The organism is Allobosea sp. (assembly GCF_036675845.1).
GTDB lineage: Bacteria > Pseudomonadota > Alphaproteobacteria > Rhizobiales > Beijerinckiaceae > Allobosea.
On record NZ_JAKFED010000066.1, the window covers coordinates 1 to 12,758 of the forward strand.

Here is a 12,758-nt window from a genome sequence, read left to right on the forward strand (position 1 = left end):
CGGCTGGCGCGGGCCTATCCGCACGAGCTCTCCGGCGGCCAGCGCCAGCGCGTGATGATCGCGATGGCGCTGGCGCTCGAGCCGAAGCTGCTGATCGCCGACGAGCCGACCACGGCGCTCGACGTGACGACGCAGGCGCAGATCCTCAAGCTGCTCGACAACCTGCGCCACAAGCACGGCACCGCGGTGCTGTTCATCACCCATGATTTCGGCGTCGTCGCCGAGATCGCCGACCGCATCGCCGTGCTCCAGCACGGCAAGCTGGTCGAGGAAGGCACGGCCGATGCGGTGCTGTCGCAGCCCCGCCACGACTATACCCGCCGCCTGCTCGCGGCGGTGCCCTCGCTGACGCCGCCGGAGCGGCCGGCGCGGACCGATAATGCGCCGGTCCTCGCCGTCGAGGGGCTCGGCAAGGTCTATCGCAAGCGCTCCTTCTTCCGCCCCGGACGCGAGGTGAAGGCGGCCGACGATGTCAGCTTCACCCTCGCCCGCGGCGAGACGCTCGGCCTCGTCGGCGAATCCGGTTCCGGCAAATCGACGGTCGGGCGCTGCTGCCTCAGGCTGATCGAGCCCGATGGCGGCAGGATCACGCTCGGCGACATCGTGCTCAGCGATCTCAGCGTCGCGGCGCTGCGCCAGCACCGCAAGCGCATCCAGATGGTCTTCCAGGACCCGTTCGCCTCGCTCAACCCGCGCCAGACGGTCGGCCGGATCATCTCCGACGGGCCAGTGGCGCATGGCACACCGCGGGCGCAGGCCCTGGCCCGGGCGAAGGAACTGCTCGAGCTGGTCGGCCTCTCGGCCAATGCGATCGACCGCTATCCGCACGAATTCTCCGGGGGCCAGCGCCAGCGCATCGGCATCGCCCGGGCGCTGGCGCTCGACCCCGACGTGCTCGTCGCCGACGAGGCGGTCTCGGCGCTCGACGTCTCGGTCCAGGCGCAGATCCTGACCCTGATCAAGGACATCCAGCAGCGGCTCGGCCTCGCCATCCTGTTCGTCACCCACGACCTGCGCGTCGCGGCGCAGATCTGCGACCGCATCGCGGTGATGCAGCGCGGCCGCATCGTCGAGAGCGGCGTGACGGCGGCGCTCTTCGCCGACCCCCAGCACGACTACACGCGCCAGCTCCTCGCCGCCGTCCCCGGCGGCAAGCGGTTCGGGCGGTGATCACTGACGTCATTCTCGGGCGGAGCGCAGCGCAGACCCGAGAATCTCGTGACCAGATAGCTGGTTTCCGAGATGGTCGGGTCAGGCCCGACCATGACGGACTTCAGCTCAATGCCCGTCGTCATTTGCCTTCGGAGTCTCTCCCCATGCCTCTCGACCCCGCACTGCGCGACCGCATCCTCGCCTCCGTCGAGGCGGGCTTTTCCGAACAGCTCGCCTTCACCCAGAAGATGATCCGCTTCGGATCGACGCGCGGGCAGGAGCATACGGTCCAGGATTTCGTCTTCCGCGCCCTCAAGGATCGCGGCTTCACCATGGATCGCTTCGCCATGGACCGGGATGCCATCGCCGCCCATCCCGGCGGCGCGCCCTTCTCGGATACCCATTCCGACGCGCCGATCGTCGTCGGCATCCATCACCCGCGCGAGGAGAAGGGCCGTTCGCTGATCCTGCAGGCCCATGTCGACGTGGTACCGACCGGCCCGGCCGAGCTCTGGACGCATCCGCCCTTCGACCCCGTCATCGACGGCGACTGGCTCTATGGCCGCGGCGGTGCCGATATGAAGGCGGGCGGTGCCGCCAACCTGTTCTGTCTCGACGCGCTGCGCCGCATCGGCCTGCAGCCGGCGGCGACCGTCTATGTCCAGTCGGTGGTCGAGGAGGAATCGACCGGCAACGGCGCGCTGATGACGCATCTGCGCGGCTACAAGGCCGACGCCGTGCTGATCCCCGAGCCGGAGGAGGAAATGCTGGTGCGCGCCAATACCGGCGTGCTCTGGTTCCAGGTCGAGGTTCGCGGCGTGCCGATGCATGTCCGCGAAATGGCGTCGGGCGCCAACGCCATCGACGCCGCCTATCGCGTCATCGCCGCCCTGCGCGGGCTGGAAGAAGAGCTCAACCGCGAGAAGGCCGGGCGCGAGCATTTCGAGGATGTCGACCACCCGATCAACCTCAATATCGGCAAGATCGAGGGTGGCGACTGGGCCTCGTCGGTGCCCTGCTGGTGCAGGATCGACTGCCGCATCGGGCTTTATCCCGGCGTCTCGGCCGAGGAGCTGGCGAAACGAATCGAGGCGACGGTCCTCGCCCATGCGCGCGCCGACAAGTTCCTCGCCAACAATCCGCCGAAGCTCGCCTTCAACGGCTTCTATTCCGAGGGCTATGTGCTGGAGCCCGGCAGCGAGGCGGAAGCCGTGCTCGGCCGGGCCCATCAGGGCTCGACGGGCAAGGAGCTGAAGAGCTTCATGACCGCCGGCTATCTCGATACCCGGGTCTACGCGCTCTACGACAGGATCCCGGCGCTCTGCTACGGGCCGATCTCGCAGAACATCCACGCCTTCGACGAGCGCGTCAGCCTCGCTTCGCTGAAGCGCATCACCGGCACCATGGCGCTCTTCGTCGCCGAATGGTGTGGCGTCGAGAGCATCGAGAGTTGAGCGCGCCGGCCCCGGCCCGCGCCCTGCTGCTGGTCCCGCTGCTCGGCCTGCTGTGGGGCTTCAACTGGCCGGCGGTGCGCATCTCGCTGACCGAGATCGCCCCCTGGACCCTGCGCGCCGGCGGCATGAGCTTTGCCGGGCTGGTCCTGGTCGCGGTCGCGCTGGTCCGGGGCGTGCCACTGTCCGTGCCGAGGCGGCAATGGCCGCGCCTGATCGTCGCCGGCTTCCTCTCGATCGCCGCCTTCAACGTCCTGCTCGCCTTCGCCCAGCTGATGGCGCCGACCTCGCGCGCCGCGATCCTGACCTTCACCATGCCGATCTGGGCGACGCTGCTCGCTTTGCCGCTCCTGGGCGAGCGCTTCGACCGGCGGCGCCTGCTCGGCCTCGGCCTCGGCATCGCCGGGCTCGCCTGCCTCGGCCTGCCGCTGATCCGCAGCGGCCAGTTCTCGCCGGGGCTGGCGCTCGCGCTGCTGGCCGCCTTGAGCTGGGCGCTCGGCACCATCGTCACCAAGCGCTGGCCGGTTTCGGCGCCGGCACTGGCGATCGCCGCCTGGCAATTGCTGATCGGCGGCGCCGTCGCCGGCCTCGGCATGCTGGTTTTCGAGGGCATTCCGGTGCCGAAGGCGCTGTCGCCTCCTGTCTTGACGGCCCTCGGCTTCCACATCGTCGGCGCGCAGGCGCTCGCCTATTTCCTCTGGTTCGTCGTGGTCGCGCGGCTGCCGGCCGGCATCGCCAGCCTCGGCACCTTGATGGTGCCGGCGGTCGGCGTGCTCGGCTCGGTGCTGCTGCTCGGCGAGCGACCGACGGCGACCGACTGGCTCGGCCTCGCTTTGGTGGTGGCCGCCTCGGGTGCGATCATGATCCCGGCCTCGCGCAAGGCATAGCCGCCCGGCCCGGGGCACATCCGCGAAAGCTTGCCGAAGGCGGCGCTTCGCGGCACTTTCCGTGCACCGGGCCGCCCCCTGCGCTCCGCGCCCGTCCCCGGCCTTCGCGCAGCCGATGGCCCAATCCCCGCCGAAAGCATCGCTGATGAAGTTCCCGATCGACGCGCCCTACCCTTCGCGGCGCTCTCCCGTCCTGGCCCGCAACCTCGTCGCGACCTCGCATCCGCTGGCGACCGAGGCCGGTCTCGCCATGCTGCGCAAGGGCGGCAATGCGCTCGATGCGGCGCTGGCCGCGGCGATCACCCTGCCGGTGGTCGAGCCGACCGGCAACGGCCTGGGTTCCGACGCCTTCTGCATCCTCTGGGACGGCAAGGAACTGCATGGGCTCAACGCCTCCGGCCGCTCGCCCGCCGCCTGGACGCCGCAGCGTTTCGCCGGCCAGGCGGGGATGCCGCAGCGCGGCTGGGAAAGCGTCACCGTGCCGGGCGCCGTCTCGGCCTGGGCCGAGCTGTCGCAGCGTTTCGGCAAGCTGCCTTTCGAGACCCTGTTCGAGCCGGCGATCGACTACGCTTCGCGCGGCTTCCACGTTACCCCGATCATCGGCGAGCTCTGGCGGCGCGGGGCGGAGCTGCTGCAGGCGCAGCCCGGCTTCGCCCCGCATTTCATGCCGGGCGGCCGGGCGCCGCGGGCCGGCGAGATCTTCCGCACGCCGGAAATGGCGAAAAGCCTGCGCCTCATCGCGAAGACGCGTGGCGAAGCCTTCTACCGCGGCGAGCTTGCCGAGAAGATCGCCGCCTTCGCCCGCGAGCACGGCGCCGCGCTGACGCAGGACGACCTCGCCGCCCATCGCAACGATTGGTGCGGCACGCTCGGCATGCGCTTCGACGAGGCCTCGCTGCACGAGATCCCACCCAACGGCCAGGGCATCGCCGCCCTGATGGCGCTCGGCATGCTGCGCGAAACCGATATCGGCCGCTTCGCGCCCGACAGCGCCGAGGCGCTGCACCTGCAGATCGAGGCGATGAAGCTCGCCTTCCTCGACGTCGATACCTACGTCTCCGACGAAGCCGGCATGCGCGAGGTGACGGCCGCGCATCTGCTCGACCAGGCCTATCTCGCCTCGCGCGCCAAGCTGATCGACCGCGACCGGGCGACTGAATTCCCGGTCGGGGCGCCGAAGCAGGGAGGCACCGTCTGCCTCGCCACCGGCGACGCCGACGGCATGATGGTCTCCTATATCCAGTCGAACTATGCCGGCTTCGGCTCCGGCGTCGTGGTGCCGGGCACCGGCATCAGCCTGCAGAATCGCGGCTTCGGCTTCACCACAGAGGCCGGGCATCCCAACGAGGTCGGTCCCGGCAAGCGCCCGTTCCACACCATCATCCCCGGCTTCATCATGGGCGCTTCGGAGCCGGTCATGGCCTTCGGCCTGATGGGCGGGCCGATGCAGGCGCAGGGCCATCTCCAGATGATGCTGCGTACCCAACTCTGGGGCCAGGATCCGCAGACGGCGGCCGATGCGCCGCGCTGGCGCGTCATGCAAGGGCTCGATCTCGCGCTCGAAAGCACGATGAACGCCGCTGCCATCGGCCAGTTGACCGAACTTGGCCACAAGATTGCGCTCGAGGCGCCCGACTCCAGCTTCGGCTTCGGCGGCGCGCAGCTCGTCCAGCGCATCGAGGGTGGCTATGTCGGCGGCTCGGACTTCCGCAAGGACGGGCACGCGGCCGGCTTCTGAGCCTTCCCGGCGCCGGTAACTACGACGAAAGGCCGGCGGCCGGCGCTCTGGACGCCGCTTTGCAACTCCGCGCAGGATGCGCGCGGGGAACGCGCAACCGGCCTGCTCCGAGCCGGGCCGGCCAGGGACGAAACCAGAATGCGAACGCAAGTCGCGATCATCGGCGCCGGGCCGGCCGGCCTGCTGCTCGGCCAGCTATTGCACCGCGCCGGGATCGAGACCGTCATCCTCGAACAGCGTAGCGGCGATTATGTGCTCTCGCGCATCCGCGCCGGCGTGCTCGAGAGCGGCACGGTCGGGCTGCTCGATGCCGTCGGGGCCGGTGGGCGCCTGCATGCCGAGGGCCTGCCGCATGACGGCTTCGACCTGCTGTTCGGCGGGATGCGGCACCGGATCGACCTTGCCGGGCTGACCGGGAAACAGGTCACCGTCTATGGCCAGACCGAGGTCACCCGCGACCTGATGGAGCTGCGCGCCGCGCAGGGCGCGGTCACGGTCTACGAGGCCGGAAAGGTCGCCCTGCATGATTTCGACGGCGACGCCCCTTACGTCACCTATGTCGAGCGCGGCGAGCCGAAGCGGCTCGACTGCGACTTCATCGCCGGCTGCGACGGCTATCACGGCGTCTCGCGCGCCAGCGTGCCGAGCCGGGCGCTGCGCACCTTCGAGCGGGTCTATCCCTTCGGCTGGCTCGGCCTGCTCGCCGATGTGCCGCCGGTCTCGCATGAGCTGATCTATGCCGGCGAGGAGCGCGGCTTCGCGCTCTGCTCGATGCGCTCGAACAGCCGCAGCCGCTACTATCTGCAATGCGCCCTGAACGAGCGCATCGACGACTGGTCGGACGAGCGCTTCTGGGCCGAGCTGCGCCGCCGGCTCGACCCCGCCACCGCGGAAGCCCTGATGACCGGCCCCTCGCTCGAGAAATCGCTGGCGCCCTTACGCTCCTTCGTCGCCGAGCCGATGCGCTTCGGCCGCCTGTTCCTCGCCGGCGACGCCGCCCATATCGTGCCCCCGACCGGCGCCAAGGGCCTGAACCTGGCGGCGAGCGACGTGCACTACCTGTCGGAAGCCCTGCGCGAACATTACGCCGAGCGTTCACAGGCCGGGATCGACGCCTATTCGGCGCGCGCGCTGGCCCGCGTCTGGAAGGCCGAGCGCTTCTCCTGGTGGCTGACGGCGCTGATGCATCATTTCCCCGACAATGACGGCTTCGGCGGCCGCATCCAGGACGCCGAGCGCGCCTATCTCGTCTCTTCGCCGGCGGCGATGACGGCGCTGGCCGAGAATTATGTCGGCCTGCCGTTCTGAGAGGTAAGCCCGAAACCGAAACCGACCCGGTCAGTAGACATCGGCCTGGTAGCGCCCGGCCTTCTTCAGCGCGGCGACATAGGCGACGGCCTCGTCGACAGGCCGTTTTCCATGCTCGGCGACGACATCGACCATCGCGCGCTCGACATCCTTGGCCATGCGCTTGGCGTCGCCGCAGACATAGAATTGCGCACCCTGCTCCAACCAGGCGAAGAGCTCGGCACCGCGCTCGCGCATCCGGTCCTGGACATAGATCTTGTCCTTGCCGTCGCGCGACCAGGCCAGCGTCAGCCCGGTGAGAACGCCTTCCGCCTTCAGGGCATTGAGCTCGTCCTCGTAGAAGAAGTCGGACGTTCTGCGCTGATGGCCGAAGAACAGCCAGTTCCGGCCCTTCGCCCCCGTCGCCCGGCGATCCTGCAGGAAGGCGCGGAAGGGCGCGATGCCGGTGCCCGGGCCGCACATGATGACCGGCGTCTCCGGATTCGCCGGCAGCCCGAAGCCATGGGCACGCTGGACATAGACCGGCACCTTGTCGCCGGGCTGGACGCGCTCGCCGAGATAGGTCGAGGCGACGCCCCAGCGCGGCCGCGAGCCGACCTTGTAGCGAACCGTATCGACGGTCAGCGAGATGCGGCCCGGCGTGGCATTGCAGGAGGACGAGATCGAATAGAGCCGCGGCTGCAACGGATCGAGCGCCTCGACGAAAGCCTCGGCCGAGAGCCGCGCCTGGCCGAACTTGTGCAGGGTGCCGAGCACGTCGAGCCGGTCGAGATCGCCGTCCGGATCCTCGCCGGCCGCCAGCCGCTTCGCCTTGGCGCGGGTCTCGCCGCCAGTGACATAGGAGACCAGCTGGAACAGCGCGTCGGGCGCCGGGCCGAGCCCGCAATCGGCGAGCAGCGCCTCGCGCAGGGTCTTGCCGCAGACCAGTGCATCGGGGCGCGCGCCGAGGAGCGCGATGACCGCATCGACCAGGCGCGGATCGTTCTGTGCCACGACGCCGAAGGCATCGCCGACGATGTAGTCGAGTCCGGTTTCCGAGAGGTCGAACTCGACATGCCAGGTCTCCTTCTCCGAGCCCTGGCCATTGAGCTTGCGGCGCGACAGGAAGGTGGCGAGCGCCGGGTTCTCACGGGAACGCCCGACTGGGCCGGTGGGCGTGGCGGGGGCAGCTTCCGCCGGCGCCGCGGCCGAAGCGCCGCCACCGCCGTCCTCCATCAGCGCCTTGAGCTGGCGCAACGTCTCCTTGCCGCCGGGCGCGCAAAGATTCAGGCGCGGCTCCTTGCCCTCGGCGATCGCCGCCGAATAGCTCTCGCAAACATAGCCGCACTGGCCGCAATCCTGCTGCGCCATGGCGGCGAAGAGCTTGCGTGGCAGCGGCTTTCCCTCGGCGAGCTTCATGCGCTCGGCCATCTCCATCGCCGGGTCGTGCCAGGGCGCGCCGTCATCGCCCTCGCCCATCACGGCGGCGTTCTCAGCCGGCGACAGCGCGGTGACGCCGGCATTGTCGAGCGAAAGCAGGCCGGCGAAGAAGCCGTTCAGCCAGGAGCGCTGTTCCTCGCTGAACGGTGCCGTCTCGGGCAGGACCTGGACGAGCGGATTTGGCGTCTGGACGGTCATGCCGCCTCTCCCATCTGCGCGACCAGCGCCTGCAGCGCCGCGATCTCATGGCGGCGGGCGAAGGCGACGAAGCTCTCGTCGGGCGTGGCACGATGCAGCTGCCAGGTCCGCAGCACCGCCTCGACCAGTACCGGTGCGTCCTCGGCCCTGACCTTTTCGCGGAATGGCCGCGCCATGCCGCCATCGACGCCATAGCCGCCGCCGACCAGCAGGTCGTAGCCCGGCACGGTGTCGCCCTCCTCGTTGACCGGGACCTTCGCGCCGATCAGCCCGAGATCGCCGATATAGTGCTGGGCGCAGGAATGATGGCAGCCGGTCAGGTGGATGTTCACCGGTGTCTCCAGCGTGATGCGCGGCTCGCAATGGGCGGCGATGGCGAGCGCATCCTCCTTGGTGTGGGCGGCGGCGAACTTGCAGCCGGTCGCCCCGGTGCAGGCGATCAGCCCCGCACGCAGGATCGAGGTTTCCGCCGAGAGCCCAATGGCGATCAGGTTCGCCAGCACATCCTCGACCTTCGCGTCGGGTACGCCCGAGATCAGCAGGTTCTGCCAGACGGTGAGGCGGATATCGCCGTCGCCGCACTCCTTGGAGATCGCGGCAATAACCCGCATCTGCGCGACGGTGAGCTTGCCGACCGGGAGCGCGACGCCGACCCAGTTGAGATCCGGTTGGGCCTGGCGATGCACGCCGACATGGGCGAGACGGTCATAGACGGGCCGGGGCTGCACGAAACTCGCTTCGACCCGGATCAGCCGGCGGCCGAGCCTCTCCTCCACTGCCGCGAGGAACTTGTCGAAGCCCCAGGCGTCGAGCACGTATTTCAGGCGCGACCTGGCGCGGTTGGTGCGGTCGCCATTGGCGATGAAGACGCGCACGATCGCATCCGCCACCGCGACCGCGTCCGACGGCGCGACGATCACGCCGGTGTCGCGGGCGAGGTCGTGATGGCCGGTGATGCCGCCGAGCGCCAGCCGATACCAGATGCCGGGCTCAACCGGCCTGCCCTCGAAGGACGCGCCCTCTCCAACCTCGATCGCCTGGAAGCCGATATCGTTGGTGTCCTCCAGCGTCGCGATCGAGCCGGCGCCGTCGAAGGCGACGTTGAACTTGCGCGGCAGGCCGTAGAGCGAGCGGTCATTGAGGATGTGGTGGTGCCAGGCGCGGGCATGGGGCCGCGTGTCCAGTAATTCGAGCGGGTCGATGCCGGCGGTCGCCGAGCCGGTGACGTTGCGGATGTTGTCGGCGCCGGAGCCTTTGGCGGTGAGGCCGAGATCGGCGAGCCCCTCGAGCAGCAGCGGCGCGTTCTCGGCGCTGATCTCGCGGATCTGCAGGTTGGCGCGGGTGGTGACGTGCGCATAGCCGCCACAAAGCCGCTCGGCGAGATCGGCGACGCCCTCGAACTGCCAGGCCTTGAGGATGCCGTTCGGGATGCGCAGCCGGCACATATAGGAGTTCTGCGCCGGTGCCACATAGAACAGGCCGTGATAGCGCCAGCGGAAATTGTCCTCCGGCTTCGGATAGACGCCGCCGGAAGCCTGCTCCTTGAAGCGGGCATAGGCGTCGAAGGGATGCTCGGCCTGCTTCCACTTCTCCTGATCGACCAGCTTGCCACCGGTGGCGACGGTCTTCGCCTGCGCCTCGATATGCTCTTTGTCCGGGCCGGAAGGCGCCGACGCGGCCGCACCGCCCGCGCCGCCGAGCGGGCCCAGTCCCCGTGCAGCGCGGGCCGACTGCATGCCGCTCGTGAAGCCTTCGAGATAGCGCTTCTGATCGGGGGTGAAGTCGTTGCTCATGGCTGCCGCTCACGCCGCCTCGACGAAGCGGTGGCGCTCGTAGAGGAATTTCAGCACCGCCTCGCGCGCGGCGATGTAGGTGCGGTCGGAAACCAGCTCGAGCCGCTTGCGCGGGCGCTCGAGGCGCACGTCCAGCACCTCGCCGATGCGGGCAGAGGGGCCGTTGGTCATCATCACGATGCGGTCCGAGAGCAGCACGGCCTCGTCGACGTCATGGGTGATCATGATCATCGTGTTCCCGAGCCCGGCATGGATCTGCATGATCGAATCCTGCAGATGCGCCCGGGTCAGCGCGTCGAGCGCCCCGAAAGGCTCGTCGAGCAGCAGGATCTTCGGCTCCATCGCCAGCCCGCGCGCGATGCCGACGCGCTGCTTCATGCCGCCGGAGATTTCCGCCGGGCGCTTGTCCCTGGCATGGCCCATCTGGACGAGGTCGAGATTGTGCATGATCCAGTCATGCCGCTCGGCTCTGCTCTTACTGCCTCCGAAGACCTTGTTCACCGCGAGCCCGACATTGTCGTAGACGCTGAGCCAGGGCAGCAGCGAATGGTTCTGGAAGACCACCGCGCGCTCCGGCCCGGGATCGCGAACCTCCTTGCCTTCGAGCAGCACGCCGCCGGCGCTCACCGGGGTCAGCCCGGCGACGATGTTGAGCAGGGTCGATTTTCCGCAGCCGGAATGGCCGATGATCGAGACGAACTCGCCCTTGTCGATGACGAGGCTGATGTCTTTCAGCACCTCGGTCGAGACGGCGCCGCGCTGGAAGCTTTTGTCGACATGGTCGATCTTGAGATAGGGCTGGCTCATGACGCGTCGCTCCCTCAATTGGCCGCAGTGCCGCGGGTGACGACGCTGCCGATGAAGGCGACGAGGCGGTCGAGCAGGAAACCGACCACGCCGATGTAGACCAGCGCCACGATGATGTCGGAAAGGCGCGACGAGTTCCACGCATCCCAGATGAAGAAGCCGATGCCGACGCCGCCGGTCAGCATCTCGGCCGCGACGATGGCGAGCCAGGACAGCCCGACACCGATGCGCAGCCCGGTGAAGATGTAAGGCGCCGCCGAGGGCACCATGATCTTGAAGAAGAACTCGAGCTGGTTCAGCCGCAGCACCTGCGCGACATTGCGGTAATCCTGCGGGATGTTGCGGATGCCGACCGCCGTATTGATGATCACCGGCCAGATCGCGGTGATGAAGATCACGAAGATCGCCGAGGGCTGGCTGTCGCGGAAGGCGGCGAGCGAGAGTGGCAGCCAGGCCAGCGGCGGCACGGTACGCAGCACCTGGAAGACCGGATCGAGCCCGCGCAGCGCCCAGACCGACTGGCCGACCAGCGTGCCCAGCAGCACCCCGACCACCGCGGCCAGGCTGAAGCCGATCGCGACGCGCTGCAGCGAGACCAGGATGCGCCAGCCGAGCCCGATGTCCTGGGAGCCGTTCCAGAAGAACGGCTCGACGATCAGGTCCTTCGCTTCCGTCCAGATCCTGCTCGGTGGCGGCAGCGAGGATTGCGGGCCGGAAGCGGCGATCTGCCAGAACAGCAGGATCAGCGCGATCGTCACCAGTGGCGGCAGGAGGTTGAAGGCGATCGCCCTGAGCCAGGACGCCGCGCGCCCGGCCAGTGGCTTGACGGCCAGCGGCTTGGCGGCGACCGGCGGCAGCGCCACGACTGCAGCCTTCGCCGCCGGCAGCGCGACGATCTTCGCCTCCGCCGTCGCGGCCCTCGAGACAGCCTGCCCCATCGCGATACTCCCTTGTCCGTGCTGCTGCGTCGCGTTTGTCATGCCGCCTCCGTCGCGCGCGCCTGCGCCCCGATCCGGCGGATTTCCGGCAGGCAGGAACCGCAATTCGTGCCGGCCTTGAGCTGGCGCCCGATATCCTCGGGCGTCAGGGCCTGTCCGCCGGCGAAGGCCGCGCGGATGGCGTTGAGCCCGACGCCGAAGCAGGCGCAGACCGTCGGCCCCTGATCGACGGCGCCGTCGAGGCTGCGGCCCGAGAGCAGCGCAAGGCGCTCGCGCGGCTCGATCTCGCTGCGGGCGAAGGCGGCCTTGACCGCATCCCAGACCGGCGCGTCATGGTCGGGACCGACGAAGAGCGCGGCAACCAGCCTGCCCCCGCGCAGCGCCGCGCAGCGATAGAGGCCGCGCTCGGCATCGACCATCTCGACGAGGCCGTCCTCGCCGAAGCCGGCGCGGACGAGCGCCATCAGTTCGGCCGCGTCGGCGCCGGTGGCGAAGAGCCTTCCCTGCCCGCCCTCGACCGTGACGCGCGCCCACCAGCTTCCCTCCGGCAAGGCGAAATCCTGCTGCGAAAGCAGGAAGCCGCGCGAGCGGAAGGCGACGGGCGCGATCGAGGCCGGCGTCGCCTTCATCTCGGGCTGTCCGGAGAAGGGATCGCAGGCCGGCTGCACGGCGGCGCCGATCCGGGCGTCGGACGCGGTTTCGGCCGACCAGTGGATCGGCGCGAAGATCGAGCCGGGTTGGGCGCCGGGATCGAGCGCGACCTTGAGGACCACCGCGCCATGGGCGCTGGCGATGCGGGCAAAGCCATTGTCGCGCAGCCCGAAGCGCAGCGCGTCGTCCGGATGCACCAGCACGCTGGGCTCGGCGATATGGGCGGAAAGGCGCGGGCTCAGGCCGGTGCGCGTCATCGTATGCCAGTGGTCGCGGACGCGGCCGGTGTTGAGCAGCAGCGGTAAGGTGTCGCTCACCGCGGCGGCCAGCGCCGGCTGCGCCAGCGGCTGCATCCGCGCCTTGCCGTCCGGGGTGAAGAAGCCGCCTTCGGCGAAGAGCCGGGCGGTGCCCTCGGG

Annotated in this window: 10 protein-coding genes; 5 read left to right on the forward strand and 5 right to left on the reverse strand. The window is 69.3% G+C overall.

The genetic code is table 11. The features are described 5' to 3' along the window. The 5 genes from V6M56_RS08120 to pobA form a co-directional block, all read left to right on the forward strand. Window positions 1-1,170, forward strand: a 1,170-nt coding sequence (locus V6M56_RS08120) for an ABC transporter ATP-binding protein (RefSeq protein ID WP_332682723.1), incomplete at its 5' end; no start/stop codon positions are given. 146 nt (window positions 1,171-1,316) lie between these two features. Further along, window positions 1,317-2,606, forward strand: a complete 1,290-nt coding sequence (locus V6M56_RS08125) for an ArgE/DapE family deacylase (RefSeq protein WP_332682725.1) — start codon at window positions 1,317-1,319, stop codon at window positions 2,604-2,606. Beyond that, window positions 2,603-3,490 (forward strand): DMT family transporter, encoded by an 888-nt coding sequence (locus V6M56_RS08130; protein WP_332682727.1) that lies wholly within the window; start codon window positions 2,603-2,605, stop codon window positions 3,488-3,490. The genes V6M56_RS08125 and V6M56_RS08130 overlap by 4 nt, the downstream gene beginning before the upstream one ends. 145 nt (window positions 3,491-3,635) lie before the next feature. Further along, a complete protein-coding gene (locus V6M56_RS08135; RefSeq protein WP_332682729.1) occupies window positions 3,636-5,228 on the forward strand; it encodes a gamma-glutamyltransferase family protein in 1,593 nt (530 codons plus the stop codon). 138 nt (window positions 5,229-5,366) lie between these two features. Further along, window positions 5,367-6,536: a 4-hydroxybenzoate 3-monooxygenase gene (gene pobA / locus V6M56_RS08140; protein WP_332682730.1), complete on the forward strand. Its 1,170-nt coding sequence runs from the start codon at window positions 5,367-5,369 to the stop codon at window positions 6,534-6,536. Between the two features lie 30 nt (window positions 6,537-6,566). Here pobA and V6M56_RS08145 read toward each other — a convergent pair whose 3' ends face one another. The 5 genes from V6M56_RS08145 to V6M56_RS08165 form a co-directional block, all read right to left on the reverse strand. Next, window positions 6,567-8,153: a sulfite reductase subunit alpha gene (locus V6M56_RS08145; protein WP_332682732.1), complete on the reverse strand. Its 1,587-nt coding sequence runs from the start codon at window positions 8,151-8,153 to the stop codon at window positions 6,567-6,569. After that, window positions 8,150-9,946: a NirA family protein gene (locus V6M56_RS08150; RefSeq protein WP_332682733.1), complete on the reverse strand. Its 1,797-nt coding sequence runs from the start codon at window positions 9,944-9,946 to the stop codon at window positions 8,150-8,152. The genes V6M56_RS08145 and V6M56_RS08150 overlap by 4 nt, the downstream gene beginning before the upstream one ends. A 9-nt stretch (window positions 9,947-9,955) precedes the next feature. Beyond that, window positions 9,956-10,753 (reverse strand): ABC transporter ATP-binding protein, encoded by a 798-nt coding sequence (locus V6M56_RS08155; protein WP_332682734.1) that lies wholly within the window; start codon window positions 10,751-10,753, stop codon window positions 9,956-9,958. Window positions 10,754-10,767: 14 nt separating this feature from the next. Next, on the reverse strand, window positions 10,768-11,691 hold the full coding sequence (ntrB, locus tag V6M56_RS08160) for a nitrate ABC transporter permease (RefSeq protein WP_332682739.1): 924 nt from the start codon (window positions 11,689-11,691) through the stop codon (window positions 10,768-10,770). Window positions 11,692-11,729: 38 nt separating this feature from the next. Next, window positions 11,730-12,758: molybdopterin dinucleotide binding domain-containing protein (locus tag V6M56_RS08165; protein ID WP_332682736.1), on the reverse strand; the 1,029-nt coding region annotated here is incomplete at its 5' end.

Bases quoted from the DNA above. Each gene is read 5' to 3' on its own strand.
- V6M56_RS08135 (WP_332682729.1), top strand. From the start codon at position 3,636: ATGAAGTTCCCGATCGACGCGCCCTACCCTTCGCGGCGCTCTCCCGTC.
- V6M56_RS08155 (WP_332682734.1), bottom strand. From the start codon at position 10,753: ATGAGCCAGCCCTATCTCAAGATCGACCATGTCGACAAAAGCTTCCAG.
- pobA (WP_332682730.1), top strand. From the start codon at position 5,367: ATGCGAACGCAAGTCGCGATCATCGGCGCCGGGCCGGCCGGCCTGCTG.
- V6M56_RS08125 (WP_332682725.1), top strand. From the start codon at position 1,317: ATGCCTCTCGACCCCGCACTGCGCGACCGCATCCTCGCCTCCGTCGAG.
- V6M56_RS08145 (WP_332682732.1), bottom strand. From the start codon at position 8,153: ATGACCGTCCAGACGCCAAATCCGCTCGTCCAGGTCCTGCCCGAGACG.
- ntrB (WP_332682739.1), bottom strand. From the start codon at position 11,691: ATGGGGCAGGCTGTCTCGAGGGCCGCGACGGCGGAGGCGAAGATCGTC.
- V6M56_RS08150 (WP_332682733.1), bottom strand. From the start codon at position 9,946: ATGAGCAACGACTTCACCCCCGATCAGAAGCGCTATCTCGAAGGCTTC.